The organism is Hymenobacter psoromatis, assembly GCF_020012125.1.
In the GTDB taxonomy this organism is placed as follows: Bacteria; Bacteroidota; Bacteroidia; order Cytophagales; family Hymenobacteraceae; genus Hymenobacter; species Hymenobacter psoromatis.
In genome coordinates this window covers 3,648,054-3,670,991 of record NZ_JAIFAG010000001.1, presented here as the reverse complement: position 1 = coordinate 3,670,991, position 22,938 = coordinate 3,648,054, and the positions used below count along the sequence as shown (strand labels likewise).

General features: G+C 60.4%; 18 protein-coding genes. 5 read left to right on the top strand and 13 right to left on the bottom strand.

The features are described from left to right. Nucleotides 1-63: 63 nt before the first annotated feature. The 4 genes from polA to LC531_RS15810 all read right to left on the bottom strand — a co-directional run bounded on the left by polA (nucleotide 64) and on the right by LC531_RS15810 (nucleotide 5,251). A complete protein-coding gene (gene polA / locus LC531_RS15825) occupies nucleotides 64-2,952 on the bottom strand; it encodes a DNA polymerase I (RefSeq protein ID WP_223651951.1) in 2,889 nt (962 codons plus the stop codon). A 59-nt stretch (nucleotides 2,953-3,011) separates the two neighbouring features. Further along, entirely contained in the window at nucleotides 3,012-3,995 is a 984-nt protein-coding gene (locus LC531_RS15820) for a radical SAM protein (protein WP_223651949.1), read from the bottom strand. Between the two features lie 98 nt (nucleotides 3,996-4,093). Next, complete coding sequence (locus tag LC531_RS15815; RefSeq protein WP_223651946.1) at nucleotides 4,094-4,849, bottom strand: endonuclease III domain-containing protein; 756 nt, start codon at nucleotides 4,847-4,849, stop codon at nucleotides 4,094-4,096. A 117-nt stretch (nucleotides 4,850-4,966) separates the two neighbouring features. Further along, nucleotides 4,967-5,251: a LysM peptidoglycan-binding domain-containing protein gene (locus tag LC531_RS15810; RefSeq protein WP_223651944.1), complete on the bottom strand. Its 285-nt coding sequence runs from the start codon at nucleotides 5,249-5,251 to the stop codon at nucleotides 4,967-4,969. Nucleotides 5,252-5,445: 194 nt separating this feature from the next. Here LC531_RS15810 and LC531_RS15805 point away from each other — a divergent pair, with 194 nt between their 5' ends. Beyond that, the gene (locus tag LC531_RS15805; protein WP_223651942.1) at nucleotides 5,446-5,841 is read left to right on the top strand and encodes a hypothetical protein; all 396 of its coding nucleotides are present in this window, start codon (nucleotides 5,446-5,448) and stop codon (nucleotides 5,839-5,841) included. A gap of 156 nt (nucleotides 5,842-5,997) precedes the next feature. Then, nucleotides 5,998-8,613 (top strand): erythromycin esterase family protein, encoded by a 2,616-nt coding sequence (locus LC531_RS15800; protein WP_223651940.1) that lies wholly within the window; start codon nucleotides 5,998-6,000, stop codon nucleotides 8,611-8,613. A 130-nt stretch (nucleotides 8,614-8,743) separates the two neighbouring features. Here LC531_RS15800 and LC531_RS15795 read toward each other — a convergent pair whose 3' ends face one another. Further along, on the bottom strand, nucleotides 8,744-9,826 hold the full coding sequence (locus LC531_RS15795; RefSeq protein ID WP_223651939.1) for a lysylphosphatidylglycerol synthase transmembrane domain-containing protein: 1,083 nt from the start codon (nucleotides 9,824-9,826) through the stop codon (nucleotides 8,744-8,746). Nucleotides 9,827-9,926: 100 nt separating this feature from the next. Next, a complete protein-coding gene (locus LC531_RS15790) occupies nucleotides 9,927-12,920 on the bottom strand; it encodes a TonB-dependent receptor (protein ID WP_262903294.1) in 2,994 nt (997 codons plus the stop codon). A gap of 238 nt (nucleotides 12,921-13,158) precedes the next feature. On the opposite strand from LC531_RS15790, the gene dxs reads away from it, so the two are divergent. The 3 genes from dxs to LC531_RS15775 all read left to right on the top strand — a co-directional run bounded on the left by dxs (nucleotide 13,159) and on the right by LC531_RS15775 (nucleotide 16,814). Next, on the top strand, nucleotides 13,159-15,108 hold the full coding sequence (gene dxs, locus LC531_RS15785; protein ID WP_223651938.1) for a 1-deoxy-D-xylulose-5-phosphate synthase: 1,950 nt from the start codon (nucleotides 13,159-13,161) through the stop codon (nucleotides 15,106-15,108). A gap of 195 nt (nucleotides 15,109-15,303) precedes the next feature. Continuing rightward, nucleotides 15,304-16,167: an aldo/keto reductase gene (locus LC531_RS15780; protein WP_223651937.1), complete on the top strand. Its 864-nt coding sequence runs from the start codon at nucleotides 15,304-15,306 to the stop codon at nucleotides 16,165-16,167. An 86-nt stretch (nucleotides 16,168-16,253) separates the two neighbouring features. Continuing rightward, a complete protein-coding gene (locus tag LC531_RS15775) occupies nucleotides 16,254-16,814 on the top strand; it encodes a DUF4136 domain-containing protein (RefSeq protein WP_223651935.1) in 561 nt (186 codons plus the stop codon). Between the two features lie 76 nt (nucleotides 16,815-16,890). Here LC531_RS15775 and LC531_RS15770 read toward each other — a convergent pair whose 3' ends face one another. From LC531_RS15770 to LC531_RS15740, 7 genes are all read right to left on the bottom strand, one after another. Further along, nucleotides 16,891-18,060, bottom strand: coding sequence for a Gfo/Idh/MocA family protein (locus LC531_RS15770; protein WP_223651933.1), 1,170 nt, complete (start codon nucleotides 18,058-18,060; stop codon nucleotides 16,891-16,893). A 221-nt stretch (nucleotides 18,061-18,281) separates the two neighbouring features. Beyond that, nucleotides 18,282-19,163: a pirin family protein gene (locus tag LC531_RS15765; protein WP_223651931.1), complete on the bottom strand. Its 882-nt coding sequence runs from the start codon at nucleotides 19,161-19,163 to the stop codon at nucleotides 18,282-18,284. An 80-nt stretch (nucleotides 19,164-19,243) separates the two neighbouring features. Further along, nucleotides 19,244-19,810: a hypothetical protein gene (locus LC531_RS15760; RefSeq protein ID WP_223651929.1), complete on the bottom strand. Its 567-nt coding sequence runs from the start codon at nucleotides 19,808-19,810 to the stop codon at nucleotides 19,244-19,246. Beyond that, nucleotides 19,803-20,306 carry an AAA family ATPase gene (locus tag LC531_RS15755; RefSeq protein ID WP_223651927.1) on the bottom strand — a complete coding sequence of 168 codons (504 nt, stop codon included), beginning with the start codon at nucleotides 20,304-20,306 and terminating at the stop codon, nucleotides 19,803-19,805. The genes LC531_RS15760 and LC531_RS15755 overlap by 8 nt, the downstream gene beginning before the upstream one ends. 144 nt (nucleotides 20,307-20,450) lie before the next feature. Continuing rightward, entirely contained in the window at nucleotides 20,451-21,035 is a 585-nt protein-coding gene (locus tag LC531_RS15750) for an AAA family ATPase (protein WP_223651925.1), read from the bottom strand. A gap of 84 nt (nucleotides 21,036-21,119) precedes the next feature. Then, nucleotides 21,120-21,584: a c-type cytochrome gene (locus LC531_RS15745; RefSeq protein WP_223651923.1), complete on the bottom strand. Its 465-nt coding sequence runs from the start codon at nucleotides 21,582-21,584 to the stop codon at nucleotides 21,120-21,122. Next, the gene (locus tag LC531_RS15740; RefSeq protein WP_223651922.1) at nucleotides 21,584-22,870 is read right to left on the bottom strand and encodes a PQQ-dependent sugar dehydrogenase; all 1,287 of its coding nucleotides are present in this window, start codon (nucleotides 22,868-22,870) and stop codon (nucleotides 21,584-21,586) included. The genes LC531_RS15745 and LC531_RS15740 overlap by 1 nt, the downstream gene beginning before the upstream one ends. Nucleotides 22,871-22,938 lie beyond the last annotated feature (68 nt).

Below are 22,938 nucleotides of genomic sequence, written 5' to 3'. Positions count from 1 at the left end.
AGTCGGGGCGTAAGGTATGCGCCGACTACCAGCCCGCTGCCTGATTCGTTACAGAAACCCGTTTTAATGCGCCTTCAGCCAGTTGTCCCCTACCCCCACCTCCACTTCGAGCGGCACGCCGCGGGGTAGCAGCAGCGCCTGGGTCATCAACTCGCGGATTTTGGGGGTGATGTAGTCCACTTCTTCGCGCACGGCGTCGAACACGAGTTCGTCGTGCACTTGCAGTATCATTTTGGTGCCGAGGCGCTCTTTTTCCAGCCAGTCGTGGATGTTTATCATCGCCATTTTGATGATGTCGGCGGCCGTGCCCTGGATGGGGGCGTTGATGGCGTTGCGCTCGGTGTAGCCGCGCAGCGTAGCGTTGCGCGAGTTGATGTCGCGCAGGTAGCGGCGGCGCTTGAGCAGGGTTTCGGCGTATTCCAGCTCGCGGGCGCGGTTGATGCTGTCGTCCATGAACTGCTTCACGCTCGGGAATTCCTGGAAATAGGTCTCGATAATATCGGTGGCTTCCTTGCGGCTGATGCCGATGCGCTGGGCCAGGCCAAACGCCGAGATGCCGTAGATAATGCCGAAGTTCACGGTCTTGGCCTTGCGGCGCATCTCGCCATCTACTTCGTTCAAAGGCACATGGAATACCTTGCTGGCGGTGCTGGCGTGCACGTCCTGGCCCAGCCGGAAGGCTTCAATCATGGTTTTATCACCCGAAAAATCGGCCATGATGCGCAGCTCCACCTGCGAGTAGTCGGCGGCCAGCAGCAGGTGGCCGGCATCGCGCGGCACGAAGGCCTTGCGGATTTCGCGGCCCTTCTCGGTGCGGATAGGGATGTTTTGCAGGTTCGGGTTGGTGCTGGATAAGCGCCCGGTGGCCGTCACGGCCTGGTTGAAGCTCGTGTGCACGCGGCCATCGACGGGGCTCACGAGCTGGGGTAGGGCCTCCACGTAGGTGCTGCGCAGCTTGCTGAGCTGGCGGTATTCCAGGATGAGGCCCGCAATGGGGTTATCGGCCGCCAGCTGGCTCAGGATTTCCTCGCCGGTGGCGTACTGGCCGGTCTTGGTTTTCTTGATTTTGCCGCGCCCGACGTCCATTTTGTCAAATAGCACTTCGCCGAGCTGCTTGGGCGAGCCGATGTTGAACTCCTGGCCCGCTTCGCGGTAAATCTGCGTTTCCAGCTCCTGCACGTAACCTTGCAGCTCGGCCGAGTACTCGGTCATGGCCGCTGAGTCAATCTTCACGCCCGCAAATTCCACGTCGGCCAGCACCGGCACCAGTGGGTTTTCGACTTCATTCAGCAGCTCCAGCAGGCCCAGGTCCTTGAGCATCGGCTCGAAGACGTGGCGCAACTGCAAGGTCACGTCAGCATCCTCGCAGGCGTAGTCGCTGACGGCGGCCGGGTCGAGGTCGGCCATCGTTTTCTGGTTCTTGCCCTTGGGGCCGATGAGGTCCGTGATGGGCACCGGCGTATAGTGCAGGTAGGTTTCGGCCAGCACGTCCATGTTGTGGCGCATGTCGGGCTCGATGAGGTAGTGCGCCAGCATGGTGTCGAAGAACGGCCCGTTCACGCGCACCCGGTAGTTCTTAAGCATCAGCAGGTCGTACTTGATATTCTGCCCGATTTTTAGAATAGTACTCTCGAAAAACGGGCAGAACTCCTCCACCAGCGCCTGCGCGGTGTCGTCCTGCGGCACGGGTACGTAGTACGCCTCGCCCGCGAGCCAGCTGAAGCTCAGGCCCACCAGCCGCGCCGTCATGGTATTCAGCCCGGTGGTTTCGGTGTCGAAGCTCACTTCCGCCTGCTGCAACAGGAAGCCCAGCAGCGACTTACGCAACTCCGGCGTGTCTACCAGGTGGTAATTATGGGGCACGTCGGCCAGCGTTTTGGTCGTGCCGTGGTATTCCTGGCCCGCCTCGCCAGGCAGAAATTCACCGTTTTCGGCCGCGATGACGACTGCCGCGCTACCCTCGCCAAACAGTGAGCCCTGGCCCGCCGGGGCCGCTACTTTCGGCCGCCGCGCCCCGCGGCCCACTGGCCCGGCCGGCGGGCGGCTACCCCCCGGTGCCGCGTCGGTGCCCAGCACCCGCACGGCCAATTGCCGGAATTCTAATTCCTCAAACAGCGTCCGCAGACGCTCGGCGTCGGGCGCTTCCAGCAGGAGCTTATCTGGCTCAAAGTCAATCGGCACGTTAACATGAATCGTCGCTAATTCCTTACTCAAAAGACCCTGCTCGGCGAAGTTGCGCACGTTTTCCTGCTGCTTACCCTTGAGCTGGTCAGAGTTGGCAATCAGGTTTTCGACCGAGCCGAACTGCTTGATGAGTGCCTTGGCCGTCTTCTCGCCGATGCCCGGAATGCCGGGAATATTATCGCTCGCGTCGCCCTGCAGGCCCAGAATATCAATGACCTGCTCGGTACGCTCAATCTCGAAGCGAGCCAGCACGTGCGCCACGTCGAGCACCTCGGCGGCATTGCCCATAAAGGCGGGCCGGTATATTTTGATGTGCTCCGTCACGAGCTGGCAGTAGTCCTTGTCGGGCGTCATCATAAACACCTCGAAGCCAGCCGCTTCTGCCCGTTGCGCCAGCGTGCCAATTACGTCGTCAGCCTCGAAGCCAGCTTGCAGCAGAATGGGGATGCGGAACGCGTCCACCACCTGCTTGATGTAGGGGATGGCAATGCCAATATCCTCGGGCATGGCCTGGCGGTTGGCCTTGTAGTTCTCATCCTTCTCGTGCCGGAAGGTCTTGCCGGCATCGAAGCACACGCCGATGTGAGTGGGCTTTTCCTTGAGCAGCACCTCCACCAGCGTGTTGGTGAAGCCCAGCACGGCCCCCGTATTCATCCCCTTCGAGTTGATGCGCGGGTTCTTGGCAAAGGCGAAGTGCGAGCGGTAAATCAGGGCAAAAGCGTCGAGCAGAAACAGCTTTTTGGCGGGCGCGGCGGTGGGTTCAGACATAGGCTACAAAGTACGTAAGGCGGCGTGGAACCGCCGCGCCGGGGCCTCGTATTGCCGCACTACGTCGTCAGTAGTCGTTTCCAGGTGCCTTTTTCCCAATTGTATTTCAACGTGCTAGGCAATGCTTGCCAGAAATACTTGCTGGTTTCAACCGCGAAACTGGGCTGCATGTAGCAATTGATGGTGCAGCCTTCGCAGGCGGGTAGGCGGCCTTCGAGGGCGGCCAGGCGCTGGGTTTCAGGGGCCTGATAAAGGTCGAAGAGGCGGCCCTCGATGGGGAATGTTTGCTCGCCGAGGTGGTAGCAGGGGAGCACCAGCTCGTTGCTGGGCGAGATAACGAGCGTGGTGCTGGCCGCCCGGCACACCGGCGCAGCCACGTGGTTGCCGCCGTCGCGCCGCAGCGCAATGAAACCTTCATTCAAATACACGCCCTTCTTCCTGCCAAAAGCCGAGAGGTAGTCCAGCTCGGCGGCGCTCAGCTGCCCGCCGGCGTCCACGTCGCCGTACTCAAACGCGGGGTTTAAAATTAGCACCAAGCCGTTAGGTCGCGTAATGTCGCGGTACACGGCTTCCAAGTCGGCCAGGTTGTGACGAAAGACAGTGAATAGCACGTCGGGCCGCTCGCCCAGCTCCTTCGCCACGCGGATGCTTTCGAGCACGAAATCGTAGCACGCTACCCCCCGCCCGCGGTCGTGGGTGGCGCGGTCAGCCGAGTCGAGCGAAAAGTGCAGCATGTCCACCAGACCGCGCAGTTTTTCGGCATTTTTAGGGTAGAGCAGGCCGTTGGTCGTCACGGTAGTGATGAAGCCCAGCCGCCGGGCCAGCGCCAGAAACTCGGGTAGCTGCCGGTGCAGCAGCGGCTCACCGCCCGTGAAGTCAATGACCTTAACACCCAGCTGCTTGAGGTCGCGCAAGTTGGCCTCCACGTCGGCCAGCGTGATGTAGGGCGAGGGCTTTTCCCAAATGTCGCAAAACGCGCACTTCGCATTGCAGCGGTACGTGACGTAGTAATTGCAGAGGACGGGGTGGCGAACGAGGCGCATGCTATAAAGGTAGGATGCGGGGCTTGCCCCCGCCCATCGTTGAACGGACCCAGTGCGAGTCGTTCAACGACGGGCGGGGGCAAGCCCCGCACCCTACCTTAATGCGGCAGCTTGCCCCAGGCAGCGCTGTCCCAGTGGGCGGGCGTATCGGCCAGCGCGGCGGGGGTAGGCGCACCGTAGTGTTCCTCGTAATAAGCACAGAAGCTTTTGAGCGGGCAGCGCGGGCAGTTAGGCTTCTGAAAAAAGCAGATTTGCTGGCCGTGCCAGTAGTTATGCTTGTGAAAATTGAACAGTTCCTCGGGGTCCAGCACGGGCTTAAGCAGGTCGAGTAGCATCAGGTGGGCCTTCTCTACCGATACCTTGGGGCCGAGCACGCCCAGGCGCTGCATCACGCGGTGCACGTGGGCATCGACGGGTAGCACGGGCTTGCGAAAGTTGAAGAGCAGCACTAGCGAGGCCGTCTTCAGGCCAATGCCGGGCATGTCGGTGAGCCACTGCATGGCGCGCTCAGTGGGCCAGTCGGCCAGGAAATCGAGCGAAAAGCTACCCCCCGTCTCGGCCTTGATGCGGCCCAGAATATCCTGGATGCGCGGGGCCTGCGTGGCCGGCCAGCGCGTGGTGCGGATGGCGTGAATCAATTCCTCCAGCGGCGCGCGCAGCACGCCCTCCCAGTCGCCAAAGGCTTCCAGCATCCGGTCGTAGGCCAGCTCCTCATCGGCGTGGGTAGTGCGGTGCGAGAGTAGCGTCGAAATCAGCTCGCGCATGGGCGGGCGGCGCGGCGCGGGCGGCACCCGGCCGTAAAAGTCATCCAGGATGCGGTGGTCGGCCAAGGCCTTGTCGAGCGCGGATTGCACGAGATTCGATAGGTTTTGTGAGAGGCAAGGCAGCAGCGCGAAGGGCTACTACCTACTAAGAAAAAGGCCACCCCAACGCTGGAGTGGCTTTTCTCACCTTTTTTCTGCAAAAAGTACCTAGATACTAGGTAGGGTCAACTCCTGGCCCACTTCGATGTGGTCGGGGTTGGAGCCGATGATGGCCTTATTGGCCTCGTATATCTGGTGCCAGTTGGCTGCGTCGCCGTAGTGGTTTTTGGCAATTTTGGAGAGCGAGTCCCCGCTTACGACTGTGTAAGTGGTGCTGGCTGCCGCATCGGCGGGCTTAGCATTATTACCGAAAAAATCGGTGCCGGTACCCGTCGTGGTTGGTTCGACGGGCTTTTTATCACCCTCGTTATTGAGAAAATCGAGCAAGCCCATGTGAAAAAACAGGTTAAAGTGTGAAAGAAAGCCACCCCGGTGCTGCCCGGTGGCCCTGAGCTTCTTACGCAGCTACAGGGCCGGGGTTGTCAGGCATAACTAAAAAAATAGCGGCGCGTAAGCAGTGCCTGACCAAGCCCTGAATTTTCTCCTCACCTTTCCCTACTTTCACCATGAATCTTTCTCTTTCTCACGTGTCTTTCCGGTCTTACTTTGCCTCGCTACTAAGCGCGGTAGCGCTGCTACTCCTCGTGTCGTCTTGCGGCAGCGATAAGGGTAAGGTTGAAGGCGTTAACATGCTTTACGGCAGCAGCAGCAAGGCCTGGGTGACGGATAAGCAAACTGATGCCGCCGGCGACAAAGTGAAGCAGAGCGACGCCGACCAGAACATGGAAATCAGCTTTGCCTCCAACGGCACCTACGCTGGCTCGCAGAGTGGCAAGTACGTATTTGACCAAGCCGCCAAAACCGTTACTATGACCCCCGACGGCAGCGCCACCAGCAGCACCTTCAACGTGGAAACCCTCACGGATAGCAAGCTAACGCTGGTGGGCACGAGCGGAGCCAAATTAATGCTAAAGGCAAAATAATACTTGGTTTTCAAGGCCTTATGCCTATTCCGAAGCCCCGTGCCAAGTTGGTGCGGGGCTTTTTGATGTGCATAGGTAGCCCCGGCCATGCCAAATATCGCTTCTTTGCGTTGGGATAGCCGAAAGGTTATCAGATTGCTATTTAATGACCAAAAAATGAAGCAACTTCGCTGGTTACTGACGGGAATACTGGGGGTAGGGCTGGCTTTGCCTGGGCGGGCGCAGCAGGCCGCGCCCGCCGCGCTGCCGGTACCGGCCCGCGCCCTGCGTAGCGTGAGCCCGGCCGATACCTCGTTTGCGGAGCTGGAGTTTTTGCGGGCTGAAATCGGCGGGGCGCGGGTAGTGTTTTTAGGCGAGCCTACCCACGGCGAAGGCAACGTACTAGCCGCCAAGGCGCGCCTGGTGGCTTATTTGCAGCAGCGCCTAGGCTTCACGACCTTGGCGCTGGAGAGCGGCTTTTTTGAGCTAAACAAAGCGCAACGTGAGATAGCGGGCGGCAAATCAGTCGTTAAAAATCTCAAAAGCAGTATTTTCCCCATCTGGATGGGCACTCAGGAGTTTCAGGCCGTGGTGCCGCTGGTGGGGCCCGATGGCTTGCGCATCATGGGTTTCGACTCGCAGCTGAGCGGCGATTACAGCGATGACTTGGTGGATGACCTAGAAGATTTTCTGAACGAGGGCAAGGCCAGCGATAAGGCCGTGAACTTCGAATTGCTCGACGATGCTGTGGGCTACATGGCGGAGCACTACGCCTTTCCGCCCAGCCAGCCGCTGGTCGCCTTCGAGAGCGAGCTGGCCAAGGCCGGGCCGCTGCTGGGCCGGGCCGCTGCCGCCGCCAGCCCCGCCCGCCGCGCCGAAGCCGCGTTCTGGCAGCAGTGCCTACGAAGCCTGGGCGCGCTGGCCCGCGACTACGCTACCCACGACCCCGGTGCCAAAACCGCCGCCACCTTCGTGGCCGCCGACAGCAACCCCCGCGATGCCCAAATGGCCGATAACCTGCTGTGGTACCTGCGCCAGCATCCTGCCGAAAAAGTTATTTGCTGGGGCGCGCTGCCGCATTTTGCCAACCATGTCGAGCTACTGGGCAACGAGGAACTGCGCGCCTACCACCCGATGGGCCAGCTGGTGCGGGCCGCCCTACCCCCTGGCCAGACCTACATCCTGGGCACGTTGGCGGGCGGCGGGGCCCACGGCCTGCCCGGCACCGCGGGCGAGGCTGTGCCCATGCCCGCCCCCGGTACCCTGGAAGCCAGCTTATTAAATCTCAACGCGCCCTACGCTTTTGTAAGCCTGAAGCATGACGCGCCCGGCCGGCAGCTCACAACGTATGCCTTGGACTACCAGCCGCTGGCCGGCCCCTGGAGTGAAGTCGTGGACGGCTTTCTGTTCCTAAAAACCGTGGAGCCGCCGCACCGGCTGCTGCCCGACACTACCGCCGGCCCTACCCCCTCCGCGCCGGCCGATAGCGCGGCCGTAGCCGCCGCGCTATCGGCTACACCGCCCGGCTCGCTCAACCCCGCGCCCGGCCGGGGCGGGACTACGCTACGCCGCCCGGTGGCGGCGGCCGACGTATCGGGGGTGCGCCCGGTGCGCGGCGTGGTGCTGGATGCGCGCCGCCAGCCGGTGCCTTACGCCTCGGTGGAGCTGGTGGGGCAGGGCAGGGGCACCGTGGCCGATGCGCAGGGCCGGTTTACGCTGCCGCTGCCGGGCCCTACCCCCCTGCTGGTGCGCAGCCTGGGCTACGCGCCGGCCAGGGTGCAGTCGCCGCGCGGCACCGAGGAGCTGACCGTGCGGCTGCATCCGGCCGCCTACACCCTGGCCGAGGTGCGGGTGACCGCCGCCGTACCGCCCAGCCCGGAGGCGATTTTGAAGCGCGTTATCAAGCAAATACCCGTCAACTATGAGCAGCAGGACTACGCCACGGAGGTGTATGCCTACCAACGCCTAAGCAATTATGATACGTTGCGCTACGAGGCCGAGACCGTGGGCCGGCTGCGGGTGCCGACCGGCTACCGGCACTTTACGCGCGGCGCGCTGGGCCACGAGCCCAACGTGAGCTATGAGGTGCAGCAGCAGCACGTGCTACTACCGTCGAACCGCTCACAACCAAGGTTGAGTCCGGGGCTGGGAGATGCCCAGGGAGCCCCAGTGGCGGCTGCTGACCCCCTACGAATTTCGCCGCTGTTCGAGAGCCGCAACCAGCGCAAGTTTGCGCTCAAACTCGATAGCGTGCGGGTACAGGGGTCCGATACACTGTACGCGCTTAGCTTCGCAACCCGGCGTGCCAACCACCGCAGCACTGGCACCTACCTGATGGGCGACTATCAAGGCCAGTTGCTGGTGCGGGCCCGCGACTTCGCCGTGCTGCGCTACGAGGCCTTATGGCAGGTGGATACGGCCACTTTCAACACCACGGCGCGTAAAAATTATGGCCGTAATAATCTGCTTTCCAAGTCCTACGCCCAAGTATTTACCCTCGACCGCACTACGCACGTGGTAGAGTATGAGAAGGGTGAGAACGGCCGTTACTACGCCCACCGCAGCATGGGCCAGACCCTGAGCACGGGCCGCGCACTAGGCAAAAGCCCGTTTTATTACCAAAGCCTGACCGAATATTTCTTCCGGCCGCTACCCACAGCCGGCCCCGCGCCGGCCCCGCCCAAAAAGGGCGAGCCCCTGGCCCAGCAACCCGAAGTACCCTACCGGCCTGAATTCTGGGCGAGCTACAAGCGGCCCGGCGGCACGCTGGCTACGCCAGCTGGGCGACCGTAAGCAGGAAGGGACTGAGCAGTAGCGCGAACCAGAAAGTTCGCGCTACTGCTCAGTCCCTTCCTGCTCACCTTTAAAAGCTTCTGAGCGAAGTGCTCAGTAACTCATAATATGCTTCGTAGCATGTGCCAACTCACTTTCCCCCCCGAAACGTGCGGGTAACCCAGCTGGGCAAGTAAGCCACGCCCAGCGCCAGATAGAAGTAGTAGGTTACGATGCGGTAGAGTAGCACCAGGAAGCTGGTCATGGTCGCCGTACCCATAAAGCGGCCGAAGAACGTGGGAAACGCGCCCTCCGCGATGCCGGCGCCGCCCGGCGTGATGGCCAGCAACAGCACTACTTTGTAGGTGATGTTGCGGGCGAAGATGAACAGAAACATGCCCGGCGTCATGGGCGTGAAGGCGGCGATGAGACAGCCGATGACGGCGTAACGGGCCGTCCACACGAACACGGTGCTCAGGCTGGCGCGCCACCAGTAGGCCGCGCCCGCATCGCGCAGGTGCACCGAGGCCAGCACCATTTCCTGCCCTTGCCGGTAGGCCAGCCGCCGAAACCGCCGCAGCAGCCGCGTGGAGGCCAGCCGCACCAGCAGCCGCCGCACCGAGCGCGGATTGATAAACAACGCATACAGCAGCAGCGCCGAATAGGCCGACACGGCCACGTAGCTGAAGATGAAAATGGCCCGCAGCGTCTGCACGAAGGCCGACTGCAAACCTTGGGGATAGAGGCCCGCGCCGGCCAGCCACACCACCAGCGGCACCATCAGCACATAGTAGAGATTATCCAGAAAAGCCGTGACGATGGTGTAGGCGATGGCCTTGCCCAGCGGAATGCCCTCGCGGGTAAGAATGACTGGGGCCGCCGCTGTGCCGCCCGCCGCCGAGGGCAGTACGCACGAAGCAAACTCCCACACCACAATCACCCCAAACGCCTGCCGCCAGCTTAGGGCTCGCTCGGCAATGTAGCGAATGCGGTAAATATAGCCCAGGTCGCGCGCCCACAGCACTAATAGGGTGATGACCAGCCACTGCCACTTGGCATCGAGCAGCGGAACGAGGTCGCCGGGCTTATAGGAGCGCCAAAACAGAAACCCCACCACACTCAGTCCAATCAGCGCCGGCAGCACAATGCGCGACGGCCGCAGCTGCCGCAGCAGGTCGCTTTCAGCGGCCACCACATCGGGCGCGGGCGGAGGGGTAGGAGAAGCAGGCGGCATAGCCCGGCAAAACTACGCCAAATGTGAAATGGTGAGTTTGACTTTCTGCTGGCACCAGCAGAAAGTCAAACTCACCATTTCACTAACTCACTCCTTCACCTCACGGCCGGCCGCCGGGGCTGCCGGCCGGCGTGATACCGCCCGGCGACGTAGTGCCCGGCGAAGGCGCGCCCAGCGGCGAAGGCGTAGAAGCAGGCTTCACGGCCGGCGAGGCGGCTGGCCGGGTCGTGGTGCTATCGGTAGGGGTAGGGGGCACGCCTACGCTGGGCGTAGCCGGGGCGGCCACGCCAGGAGCAGCGGCCGGGCGGCCCGTAGCGCCGGCGGGTGGGCCCGCCGGGTTACGCAGCTGCTGGAGCGAGTCGGCCGGAATGACACGGCGCGTAGAGTCGGTAGCGCTGGCCGGGCGGCCTGCTCCGGCCGGGCGCTGGCCTGCGCCGGGGTAGCCGCCGGGGCGAGCGCCAGCGGGACGACCGCCACCAGCCGGGGCACCGCCGCCGCCCTGGCCGCCACCGCCGCTCGTGTCGCCGCCGCCACCGCCACCGCCCGTGTCGCCACCTTCCTTCAGGTCGTCGTTACTCACGCCTTTGGTGCCGCGCCGCTGGTCCACGCTCAGCTTACCAATGCGATAGCTGAAGTTGAGCTTGAAGCTCAGACGATTGAGAACGTTTGTGCTGTTCTGCGTCAGCACCGGCGCGTTGATGGGAATGCCATTGTACTCATCCACGTAGGGCGTGCTGACCGAGTTGTGAATGGTGATTTTATTGGTGAAGAAATTCTCAGCCCCAAAGCCAATGCTACCCCGCTTCTCAGCAAAGTTGCGCTGCAAGCTCAGGCTGTAGATGCCGAAACCCGTTTGGTTGCCCTGCAACTGCACCTGCTGGCCGCGCACGAAGGCAAACGCCTGGAAAGCCCATTCCTTAGTCAGATTATATGCCCCAAATACCCGGCCGTTCACCACGAAACCTTGGTTGCTGGAGTTATAAATGGCCGTGGGGTCATTATTGCGCAGCACGTCATAAAATACGTCCACGCTGCCGTTCACGCTCACCTTGGTGTTGTTGACACCCACGAACAGGTTGCCGCCGTAGGCCCGCTCGGTGCCCGCGTTGCGAAACGTCGAGAGCAACGCGCCCACCGCCCTGGTTGGGTTGAGCGAGTCGGGTAGCGGCACCCGCACGGTTTGAATAGCATTATTAGTACTGCGCACGAAGGTCGAAACGTTCACGTTCACCTTCTGCTTAATCTGGGTGCTGTAGCCCAGCTCGTAGTTCTGGGTGTTTTCCGGCCGTAGGGTAGGGTTACCAGCCGAGGCGTTCAACGGGTTGGACGCCTGCACGTTCGGGTTCAAAAATTGTAGCGAAGGCCGCTGAATCCGAATGTTGTACGCCAGCTTGAGCACGTTGCCATTATCAAATTTGCGCGACAGGTTCACGCTCGGCAGCACTTTCAGGTAGTTAGGAATGGCGGTAGCCGTAAGCACCCCGTTGGGGTCGCTGAAGTTGGCGTTGATGGTGGTGTACTCGGCACGCACGCCCGGCTTCAGAGCAAAGCCCTTGGGCAGGCCCATCGTGTAGGCCACGTAGGCGGCGGCCACGTTCTGCTTGTACAGGAAGGAGTTGGGGGCCGGGGGGGTAGGCGGGGCCAGGCCGGGGCCGTAGAAGTAGCTGTAATCGCTGGTTACGCGCCGCACAATGTCCTTCACGCCCACTTCCAGCAGCTGGTCCTTAACGGTGGGCGTCTGGTAGTCTAGCTGGCCGGTTATCTCCTGGTTGTGGCTCTGGTTATTGTTACCCAGCTGGCCCTGGTACGACCGGTCGCTCGGTGCAAACACGTTGTTAGTGAAGTCGCTGGTCTGGTTGTTGCGACTAAACAAGGTCAGGACGCTCAGCTCGCGCTGCTTCACATCGTAGAGGTGCGTGTAGTTGAGGCTCGCGTCCACGGTACCCGAATTGCTGTTGGAAACCACGTCGCGCACCGACGAGATACCCGTCATGGCCCCCGCCAGCGTGTTGCTGATGAGCTGGTCCTGATAGTTCTTACCGTTGCGGACGCCGTAGGCCAGCGAGCCGGCCAGCGAGTTTTGTTTGTCAAAATCGTAGCTCAACCCCAGCGTGTAGCGCCCGAAGGCGTTGGTTTGCCGGGTAGCGGCGCTCTGCTGCACAGTGGTGCGCTGGCCGTTTTGCAGGTTGGTGCTGGTCTGCACGTTCTCGAAGCTGCCCGGCGTGTTGTACTGCGCCCGTCCGAAGCCGCCCAGCGAAGCCCCAAACTTGCCGTTGCTGATGCTGCCGTTCAGGCCCAGGTTGCTGGCGCGGGTGCCGGCGCTGCTGTTCACGTTCAGCGAAGCCCCGCGCAGGTTATTCTGCTTGGTAATGATGTTGATAATACCGCCCGACCCTTCGGCATCGTACTTGGCCGAGGGCGAAGTAATCACCTCTACGGTTTGAATCTGCTCGGCCGGAATCTGCTTGAGCGCGTCGGCTACGCTGCTGGCCGCGATGGTGCTGGGCTTATTATTAATCAGTACCTTAATATTGGAGGAGCCGCGCAAGGTCACGTTGCCGTCCAGGTCTACGCTCAGCAGTGGCACGCGCTTGAGCACGTCGGTGGCATCGCCGCCGGCCGTGGTTTTGTCCACGTCGGCATTATAGACGGTGCGGTCCACGCGCTCCTCAATGAGTGGCTTTACGCCCGTCACGACCACCTCACCCAGCTTTTGGGCGGTGGCGGCCAGCGCGACGCTGCCCAGCGCCACGTTGCCGCCGGCGGCCGGAATGGTCACCGTCCGCACCTGGTTGGCATAGCCCAGAAAACTGACCTCGACCCGGTAGGTGCCGGCCGGAATACCGGGCAGCACGAACTTGCCATCGTCGCCGGCCACGCCGCCGTTTACGGGGCTGTTGGTGGCGGGATTAATAACGTTGACCGTGGCGTAGGATACTGGCTTGCCAGTGGCCGCATCGGTGATGGTACCGCTGAGGCGGCCGGCCGTGGCCGCCGTGGCTGGCCGCCCGCCCGCCTGGCCGTAGCCATCTAATGGGCTGGCCAGAAAAGCGGCGGCCAGCAGCCCGACAGCGAGAAGAGTAGTCTTTTTCATAAAAATCATAACGGCCAAAGTGCGTGAGCGGCCGGAAATGGTTGCACTGGTTCGGGTTGTTTGCACGAAATTCATCGGCCAAAGCCGCGATTGTACCGACTAGGCTGGTCTCCTCAGCGCGGGCCAACGCGGTGCGCGGGTCACAACCGCCGGCCCCGCGCTATCGTACCTTTGCCCAGGCGAACGACTGGGCCCGCCGGTCCGGCGGATACCCGCCCTGCTTATTTCCGCTGCCCCGATGATAATTGAACCCGGCCCGCTTCTGGCGGCGATATCCTCGCCCGACGACCTTAAAAAGCTCAGTCCCGAACAGTTGGTACAGGTTAGCGCCGAGCTGCGCGAGTTCATTATCGACACGGTAAGCATCTACGGCGGGCACTTCGGCGCTTCGTTGGGGGTAGTCGAGCTGACGGTAGCGCTGCACTACGTCTTCCACACGCCTTACGACCAATTGGTCTGGGATGTTGGGCACCAAGCCTATGGCCATAAAATATTGACGGGTAGGCGCGACCGCTTTCCCACCAACCGCCGCTACGGTGGCATGTCGGGTTTCCCCAAGCGCAGCGAAAGTGCGTACGATGCCTTCGGCGTGGGCCACAGCAGCACCAGCATCGGGGCGGCGCTGGGCATGGCCGTAGCTTCCGATTATAAAAAAGAATTTGACCGTCAGCACATCGCCGTAATTGGCGACGGGGCCATGACGGCCGGCATGAGCTTCGAGGCGCTCAACCACGCCGGGGCCATCCGCAACAATATGATTGTGGTGCTCAACGACAACTGCATGAGCATCGACCCCAACGTGGGCGCGCTCAAGGAATACCTCACCGATATCACCACCTCGCGCACCTACAACAAAGTGCGCGACGAGCTGTGGAACGTGCTTGGCAAGCTGAGCAAGTTTGGTCCTAACCCGCAGCAGATTGCCCGCAAAGTAGAGGCCGCCATGAAGGCTACCCTCCTCAAGCAGAGCAACCTGTTTGAGGCGCTGAACTTCCGCTACTTCGGCCCCGTGGACGGGCACGATGTGCAGCACCTGGTGGCCGTGCTGAATGACATTAAGAGCATTCCTGGCCCCAAGCTGCTGCACTGCGTCACCGTGAAGGGTAAAGGTTATGCTTTGGCCGAAAAGGACCAGACGCTGTGGCACGCGCCGGGCCTGTTTGATAAAATCACGGGCGAGATTTATAAGAAAATCCCCGACCGGCCCCAGCCGCCCAAGTACCAGGACGTGTTTGGCCACACGCTGCTGGAGCTGGCCCAGGCCAACGACAAAATCATGGGTGTGACCCCCGCTATGCCGTCGGGTTCGTCGTTGAATATTATGATGGCGGCCATGCCCGAGCGGGCCTTCGACGTGGGCATTGCTGAGCAACACGCCGTTACGTTTTCGGCGGGTTTGGCCACGCAGGGCATGGTGCCGTTCTGCAACATCTACTCGTCGTTTATGCAGCGCGGCTACGACCAAGTGGTGCACGACGTGGCCCTGCAAAACCTGCACGTGGTATTCTGCCTCGACCGCGCCGGCTTTGCCGGGGCCGACGGCCCTACCCACCACGGCAGCTACGACTTGGCCTATATGCGCTGCATCCCCAATATGGTGGTGAGCGCTCCCATGAACGAGCAGGAGCTACGCAACCTCATGTACACTGCCCAGCTGCCCGAAAACGCGGGGCCGTTCAGCATTCGCTACCCCCGCGGCGAGGGCGTGCTGCCCGAGTGGCGCACGCCGCTCCAGCGCGTGGCCATCGGCACGGGCCGCGTGGTGCACGAGGGCGAGGCAGGTGGCGTGGCCATTCTCAGCATCGGCCACATCGGCAACTACGCCGCGAAAGCCACTGCTACCCTCGCCGCCGAGGGCCTTGACGTGGGCCACTATGACATGCGCTTTTGCAAGCCGCTCGATGAGGAAATGCTGCTGGCCGTGGCCCGCCGCTACCGCGCTATCATCACTGTGGAAGATGGCTGCCTACCCGGCGGCTTCGGCTCGGCGGTGCTCGAATTCCTGACCGATAACGGCCTGCACCTGCCCGTGCGCCGCCTCGGCATCCCGGACCGCGTGGTGGAGCACGGCACCCAGGACCAGCTCTACCACGAGTGCGGTTTCGACGCCACCGGCATCGCGGAGACCGTGCGCGAAATGAGTGCCAAGGTGCGCGACGCCGTGCGCGATAAGGTAACAGAGATGTAGAGCCGCGACCCATCGCGTCTCTCCCACATCTGCGCCGCTCTTGAGTTCAATTGCCGCCTACTGCGTAGAGACGCGATGGGTCGCGTTTCTACGCAGTAGGCGGTCAAACAATAGCCCGCCCGAAACCGTATTAACTGAACGCTGTCGGCAGGGCCTACCCCCTCGGCGGCGTTCACGCTTACTGCCTTTTCCACTATGGCTACTACCACTGCCACCTATCCTACTACGTTCACCATCGGCGGCGACCTGACTGTTAACCGCCTCGGCTACGGCGCTATGCGCATTACCGGCGAGGGCATCTGGGGGCCGCCCCAGGACCATGCTGAGTCTATTCGGGTGCTGAAGCGCGCCGTGGAGCTGGGTGTCGATTTCATTGATACCGCCGACAGCTACGGCCCCAACGTATCGGAAGAGCTGATTGCCGAGGCGTTGCACCCGTATAAGAAGGGTCTCGTGATTGCCACCAAGGGCGGCCTGCTGCGCACCGGCCCCAACCAGTGGCCTGTTGATGCCAGCCCCAAGCACCTCGAAGCGGCGCTGCATGGTAGCCTCAAGCGCCTCCAGGTAGCGCAGATTGACCTTTACCAGCTGCACCGCATCGACCCCAACGTGCCGATGGAAGACACTTTTAAATTCCTGCAAAAAGCTCAGCAAGACGGTCTGGTGAAGCACATTGGCCTGTCGGAAGTAGACGTGGACCAGATTAAAAAGGCCCAAGAGTTTTTCAAAGTAGTATCGGTGCAAAATATGTACTCGGTGGATAACCGTAAGTGGGAGCCGGTGCTCGACTATACCCGCGAGCAGAATATGGCCTTCATTCCGTGGTACCCCCTCTCGGGCGGCAACAAGGAAGCTCTGGCGGCCCTCGATAGCGTGGCCGCAACCCACGGCGCTACCCAGCAGCAAATTGCCCTGAGCTGGCTGCTGCACCATTCGCCCAACATTCTGCTCATTCCGGGTACTTCGAAAGTGAAGCATTTGGAAGAGAACATGAAAACGGCGGCCATTCAGCTATCGGAGGAAGATATGGCGGCGCTGGATAAAATCAAGTCCGCGTAACGCGCGTAACACTTAGCGCGTTAAGTAAAGCTGACCAGCCCGCTGGTCGGCTTTCTTTTTTCTCCCTACCCCCTCCTTTTCCGCCCATGCCGCGCCTTTTCCACGCTTTCAACCTGCCGCTGCTGGCTTTGGCCCTCGGACTGGCAGCCTGTTCGTCAGAGCAAGTTACGCAAACCGATAGCCGACCGGGCGTGAACCTAAGCCAGTATAAGACCTATAATTTCATGGACGCCCTGGCTCGCAACGACTCAGCGTTTACAAATTCGGGCTCCAATATCTTCGACCTCAAGCGGGCCGTAACGCACGAAATGGAGGCCCGCGGCTTTCGGCTGGCCACGCACCCCGACCTGTGGGTAAATATTGGCCTCGTAACCCAGCAGCGCACCCAGACCCGCACTGCCAACTACCAGACCGACGGCCCCTACTACATCGGCCAGCGCAACTACCGCTGGCAGGCCAGTGAGATTCCGGTGAGAGAGTACCAGGAAGGCACTGCTACCATCGACCTGGTCGATGCGGCGCGCAAGGAAATGGTATGGCAGGGCACGACTTCTACCATTTTGTCGCGTACGCCTACCCGCGCCTCCAAGCAAATTGATAAGGGAGTAGCCGACGTATTTGCCCGCTTCCCAGTGCCAGCGAAATAAGGGGTAGCGTGGACTCTGCGAGTCCGCGCGTGGGTCGTTCATCAATCATATTACGCGCGGACTTGCAGAGTCCACGCTACTCAGCGCTGGTGCGGTCGATGAGCTGCACCACGTCTTTGGTCGAAACCGACTGGCCGGTTTCGGCGGCGCGGTAGATGGCTTCGAGCAGTTGCACGTCGCGCAGGCCCATTTCGCCGGGCACGCGGGTAGGCTTGTTTTGCAGTATGCACTGGGCAAAGTCGTCCATTTGGGCAGCTTGCTGGTTGATATTGGGCAGGTTGAGCTTGCCGCTGTTGTCGCTGGTTTGGCCGGCCAGCCCGCCGTAGCCAAAGGCGGGCGCTAGCTCAAACCAGCCGGTGGCCGCGTCGGCGCGTAGCCTACCCTGCATATTTTCGGCGTAGCTGGTGCGGCAGTCGGCCACCGTGCCATCGGCAAAGTGCAGCTGCCAGTTTACGCCGGCTTCCACTTCCTTGAATAGCACCGGGTCGGGGTTAGGAATGAACTTGGCCGTAATGGATATCGGCACCTGGCCCTTGGTATAAATACAGCCTTGCAGGCAGTAAACGCCCATATCCATGAGCGGGCCGCCGCCGCTGAGCTTTTTATTCACGCGCCAGGGCGTGCCACCGCTACCGAATTTGAAGCCGTTGTCAGCCGCCAGGTGGTTGATTTTGCCATAGGCCAGGCCCTGGCCGAGGCGCATCATCTCTTGGTTGTGCGGCTCAAAGTGCAGCCGGTAGCCCACGCTAAATTTCTTGCCGGCCTTCTCCATCGCCGCCAGCATGTGCCGGGCATCGGCCACCGAAGTCGCCATTGGCTTTTCGCAAATGACGTGCTTGCCCGCCTGCGCCGCCCGCACCACGTATTCGGCGTGCAAGGCATTGGGCAGCACCACGTACACGATGTCGATGGCCGGGTTGTCAATTAGTCGGTCGAAGGTCTGGTAATCGTAGCAGTTCTTGGCCGCAATGCTATACTGCTGCTGCCACTGCGCGGCCTTGGCCGGCGAGCCGGTTACTACCCCCGTCAATTGGCAGAACTTGGTTTGCCGCAGGGCCGGGGCCAGCTGGCCGGCGCTGTAGTTGCCCAGGCCCACCAGCGCCACACCCAGCTTGCGCGCGGGAGCTAGCCACTCCAGGGGGCTTGCCAGGGCCGAAGCGCCCGCTAGCGTAGTGCCCGCGCCGAGCGAGAGCGTGCGCAGGAAGTCGCGCCGCGAAGAGGGGGTAGGGAGCAGCCAGTCAGCCATGTGGAAAAGGAAGGAGGTCAGGTTGGCATAACGCCATTAGGACCAGCAGGTTGCGCCGGGCCTAGCTGGGGGTAGAAATCAGTGTTACTATGAAAAATTAAAGAACGTCATGCTGAGCTTGCCGAAGCATCTCTACCACGCTGAAAGGATTACTAATCCCGATGACTGCGGTAGAGATGCTTCGGCAAGCTCAGCATGACGTTTTTTTTACCTAAACTAGCCTACTCGTCTTCCGGGAACGTCCCCATCCTACCCCCCTCAAAATCGGCGATGGCGGCCATCAGCTCCTCGTTCGTATTCATCACGAAGGGTCCGTAAGTCGCTAGCGGCTCCTCAATAGGCGCGCCAGCCAGCACCAGCACCAGGCTGTTTTCGGAGGCGGTAAGCTGCACGTCGGCCGAGTTCCAGCCTAGCACCACCAGCTGCTGCGTCTTGGCCGGCCGGTCGCCATTCACCAGCACCGCGCCGCGCACCACGTAGAGGCCCACGTTGTAGGCGGGGGGTAAGGAAAGCACAAAGTCAGCGCCTTTATCCAGCTTCAAATCGAGCAGCGTGAGGGGCGAAAACGTGCTGGCCGGCCCCGTGGCCCCGCCGTAGCTGCCCGCAATCACGCGAATGTTGCCCCCGCCGCCCGGCACCGGCACGCTCGGAATGGCACTGGCGAGTAGCTCCTGGTACTTAGGGGCCACGAGCTTATCGGCTTTGGGCATATTCACCCAGAGCTGCAACAACTCCAGGGTGCCGCCGCGCCGGGCAAAGTCGCGGTCGTATAGCTCGGCGTGGCGCAGGCCCGCGCCGGCGGTCATCCACTGCACGTCGCCGGGGCCAATAGTACCATCGTGGCCGGCCGTGTCGCGGTGAGCCAGGTAGCCGTCGTACACCACGGTCACCGTTTCGAAGCCCCGGTGCGGGTGGGGCGGCGAGCCCAGCGGCGTATCGGTGGGCTGAATCTGCATCGGCCCGATATGGTCGATGAGCAGATAGGGACTCAGCTGCCGGATGCGCGGCCCCGGCATGGGGCTGGTCACGTCGAAACCGTCGCCCACTGCTTTCTTGATGCCATCAATAACCTGAAAAATGCGGCGAAATTCGGGGGAGGGCATAGCAAATAACGGAATGGTGTAGGTACAGCCGTTATAAGCCGGAGAGGGGCAAAAGGTTATGGGTTTAATAGACGAAAAGATTAAGAAATAACCAGTTTATTATCTACTACTAACTTGATTCTAACCGGAATATCGGCAGTTCGGGCATCAAAAGACGCTTTTAGTTTTCGATAATCTGCTCCGTTATAAGGGGTAGGATGCGTGTAGCCAACGCAGGCGTGCGCCACTATTAACGCACCACGTGGAATAACACCTCGGTCATAAAAGTCTTTTAGAGAGGCGGCTAGCTGAGGTAAACAATCGCTAGCGCTAGCATGACGCTGCTTACCGTCATTTGCGTGCTCCAACTCAGGTTTTTTGAATTCGACCAGGAATAGCTGCTCGGTTAGTAAAGCACAGTCGCAACGCGTATCAGCGCCGCCGTGCGGATAAAAGCACTTATCCACGCGCAGCAATTGCACCTCACGTTGCTGAAGATTCACTACACGTAAATCAAAAACTGACTGCATTTCGCCCGTATAAGGATGGCAAGGTTCTTTGCTGGGTGAAGCTAGGTCGTGTACAAAAAACTCGCTTTCAATGTGAGCGGTAATACATATACCTACTTTCAATTCCTCGCGAAAAGCAGCTCGAAACTCTTTAAGCATGAGTAAAGCCGCGATTGATATTAATAAGCTGGTCAAAGGCGTCGGCCTTGTCGCCCGAAATATTATCCAGTTCGTTATTATCGATAAGTCCTAACTCCTCATCTACTAATGACTTTACGCCTCCATCTCCTACGTGGTAGCAGGCAAATTCCTTGGGGTTAATCCAGCTAGCCTCGGGCACAATGGCTGCAACAGCTTCCTTGCGGTCGGGATGCTTTTCGGCCACCTGATAGGCGTAAAGCAATAAGTTGAGGTGCGAAAGGATATAAGGGCTGTGCGTAGTAATCGTCAGGTCGTTCTCGCCCTTCGTGCATTTCTCTACCAGCCAATTCAGCAGCCCTTGCTGGGCGGTGGGGTAGAGGTTTAGTTCTGGCTCTTCAATGATAAAGCTTTGCGCCTGCTCGGTATTGCGGCTCATATGCTCTAGCAGCACCAGCATTGGAGTTACTGATTGGATACCGCTGGCCGTTTCGTAAAGGCGGAAAAGTGTTTCCATGTCAGGGATTTTAATGAAATCCTGACCGTTGCGGTGGAGATATTTGGCGTTAAGAAAAGGGATATCTAGTTCAGAAATATCTCGGCGAGAAAGCGAAAAGTCATTAGCAAAATAAAGAACGTCCTTAGGCAGGCCAATATCATCTCAGAGAAATCCAGCCCATAAATACTCTACAGCTGGTAGTATGCTCCTACTAGCTGGGAAAAAATGAGAATGCGATGTGTAAAGTTGTTTAGGAACTAGCTGTTCAAAAAAATCATGCTGTGATTTATTATTTTGAATAATTTGTATTATTTCATTAATTATTAAATCCTTATCTATATCATCTTTTGCTGCTTTATGCTTCCCAAATAATTCTACTACTTTGGCTATGTTATCGTTAGATTTGGTAATTATTTCTCTATTTAGCTCATTTATGGAAACGCTAGCAATTACAGCCACGCTATTTTTTTCAAAATCAATTAATCTTATACCATCTTCTCCGCTATTAAAAGTAGCTTCTGAGGTAGGCTGATAGAAATTAGTAATAGAAAAATCAGATAGAGGATTCAGCTTGTGTGGTTCGTTATTGATATTAATATTATAAAAAGGGTCCCGAAATATCGCCGCTAGCTTCGCCAGCGTGCTTTTCCCCCCGCCCGTCGGCCCAATGAAAACCGTGACGCGCTTAAAGTCCACTGTGGCGTCTTTGATGGGTCCGAAATTCTTGACAATCAGTTGCTCGTTCATCGCGGTAAAAGAGGGGGGTAGGGCCAAAAATACAACGCGGCGGCCCCGTTGCCGGAGCCGCCGCGCATACTGCCTGCGTAACAGTTATTTCGGGAGGGTAGCGCGCACGGCCTTTACCTCGGCCACCTGCACGGCGCTGGCCTTGTTGCCAAACTGATTGCGCACGTAGGTGAGCACGTCAGCCACCTGCTGGTCGGTGAGGTAGGCTTGGGCAGGCATATGCTGCTTATAGTCGTTGCCGTCAATTTCAATGGGCTCGGCGAGGCCGGCCAGCACGATGTGGGATAGGCGGGTTTTGTCGCCGAGCACGTACTCCGTTTTGATGAGCGGCGGGTTCATGTTGGGCACGCCGCCGCCATCGGCCATGTGGCAGGTGATGCACACGTTCTTATACACCACTGCGCCGCGGGTGAGGGAAGCCGCCATTGCCGGGTCGGCTTTGGCGGTAGTGGGTTTGGCCCTGGCGGCGGGGGTAGGGCGGTGCTGCGCGTGCAGCGTCAGCGCGCTGCCAACCAGCGCCAGGGTCAGGAGAGCTCGCTTACTCGTCATTATTTCTTAGCGTTGTACACGATGCGGTAGATGGTGCCCTTCTGGTCGTCGCTCACGTAGAGCGAGCCATCGGGGCCCTGGGCGAGGCCGCAGGGGCGGTGGTCTGCGCGGCCGCTGGCCGCCTTCTCGGGCGAGCCGGCGAAATTGTCGGCAAAAACCTCCCAGTCACCAGCGGGCTTGCCATCCTTAAAGGGCTGGAAGACGACGAAATAGCCCTTTTGCGGCTCGGGGGCGCGGTTCCAGGAGCCGTGGAAGGCGATGAACGCGCCGTTGCGGTACTTGGCCGGAAACATGGTGCCGGTGTAGAAGAGCAGGGCGTTGGGGGCCATGTGGCCGGGGTAGGCGGCCGAGGGCTTGAGGTAGTCGCCGGTGGCGGCCGTTTTGCCATCGCCGCCGTACTCGGGGCCTTGCATAATTTCCTTGCGCTGCTGGTCGTAGTAGGTGTAGGGCCAGCCGGCGTTGGCACCCTTGGTGAGGGCAAACATGCACTCGGCGGGCAGCGCCGCCGACTCCTTGGCATCGTAGAGGGCGGGCCAGTTGTCGTAGAGCTGGTCGCGGCCGTGCTGCATCACGAAGAGCTGGTTGTCCTGCTGGTTCCAGTCGAGGCCCACCACGTTGCGCAGGCCGGTGGCGTAGCGCGTGCCGTCGGGGTAGCGCTGGTTGAGCTTATCGGCCTTAAACTGCCAGATGCCGCCCGCCGAATCCAGAATGGGGCAATTCGGGATGCCCTTGGAGCCGCGCGTGCGGTCCTGCTCCTGGCAGGCGTTGGCGTAGGCCCCTACGTTCACGTACAGGTTATCGGCGTTGTCCACCACAATGGACTTGGTTTCGTGCTGGGTACCCACCTTCAGGCCGCGCACCAGCAGCTCGGGCGCGGTGGGGTTGGTTACCTCGTTCTTCGCGTCAAGCTTATAGCGGTACACGGCGTGGTCGGAGGAGGCGTAGAGGTAGCCGTTTTTCAGGTACATACCCGTGCCACCGTAGTCGCCGAAGCCGCCCGTCACGGTGGCTTTGCCCGCGGGCTGGCTGTGCAGCTCCAGGATGCCTTTGCCATCCTTCACCTTGCCCAGCTTCACGTAAATGGTGCCCTCCGGGGTCACGGTGAGGTGGCGGGCTTTGCCGCCGGTTTCGGCCACTACCAGCGCGCCGAAGCCAGTGGGCAGCGTCAGGCCGGCATTGTTGGGGTCGGGGGCCACGCGCACGCTGGTGGGGTGGCTGGCAACCAGCGCCAGGCTACCCGCGAGGGCGGGCACGGCCAGCAGGAGGCGGGGAGAAAAAGCGAACATACAGGAAAATAGAAAGATGACGAGGCGAAATAAGTTGAAAGCAAGATAAGGCCCCAACTGTGAATAGC

Coding starts and splice junctions, on each gene's coding strand:
- LC531_RS15770 (WP_223651933.1), bottom strand. CDS start 18,060: ATGGCTGACTGGCTGCTCCCTACCCCCTCTTCGCGGCGCGACTTCCTG.
- LC531_RS15790 (WP_262903294.1), bottom strand. CDS start 12,920: ATGAAAAAGACTACTCTTCTCGCTGTCGGGCTGCTGGCCGCCGCTTTT.
- LC531_RS15775 (WP_223651935.1), top strand. CDS start 16,254: ATGCCGCGCCTTTTCCACGCTTTCAACCTGCCGCTGCTGGCTTTGGCC.
- LC531_RS15740 (WP_223651922.1), bottom strand. CDS start 22,870: ATGTTCGCTTTTTCTCCCCGCCTCCTGCTGGCCGTGCCCGCCCTCGCG.
- LC531_RS15750 (WP_223651925.1), bottom strand. CDS start 21,035: ATGAACGAGCAACTGATTGTCAAGAATTTCGGACCCATCAAAGACGCC.
- LC531_RS15760 (WP_223651929.1), bottom strand. CDS start 19,810: ATGCTTAAAGAGTTTCGAGCTGCTTTTCGCGAGGAATTGAAAGTAGGT.
- LC531_RS15800 (WP_223651940.1), top strand. CDS start 5,998: ATGAAGCAACTTCGCTGGTTACTGACGGGAATACTGGGGGTAGGGCTG.
- dxs (WP_223651938.1), top strand. CDS start 13,159: ATGATAATTGAACCCGGCCCGCTTCTGGCGGCGATATCCTCGCCCGAC.
- LC531_RS15795 (WP_223651939.1), bottom strand. CDS start 9,826: ATGCCGCCTGCTTCTCCTACCCCTCCGCCCGCGCCCGATGTGGTGGCC.
- LC531_RS15780 (WP_223651937.1), top strand. CDS start 15,304: ATGGCTACTACCACTGCCACCTATCCTACTACGTTCACCATCGGCGGC.
- polA (WP_223651951.1), bottom strand. CDS start 2,952: ATGTCTGAACCCACCGCCGCGCCCGCCAAAAAGCTGTTTCTGCTCGAC.
- LC531_RS15745 (WP_223651923.1), bottom strand. CDS start 21,584: ATGACGAGTAAGCGAGCTCTCCTGACCCTGGCGCTGGTTGGCAGCGCG.
- LC531_RS15755 (WP_223651927.1), bottom strand. CDS start 20,306: ATGGAAACACTTTTCCGCCTTTACGAAACGGCCAGCGGTATCCAATCA.
- LC531_RS15810 (WP_223651944.1), bottom strand. CDS start 5,251: ATGGGCTTGCTCGATTTTCTCAATAACGAGGGTGATAAAAAGCCCGTC.
- LC531_RS15820 (WP_223651949.1), bottom strand. CDS start 3,995: ATGCGCCTCGTTCGCCACCCCGTCCTCTGCAATTACTACGTCACGTAC.
- LC531_RS15765 (WP_223651931.1), bottom strand. CDS start 19,163: ATGCCCTCCCCCGAATTTCGCCGCATTTTTCAGGTTATTGATGGCATC.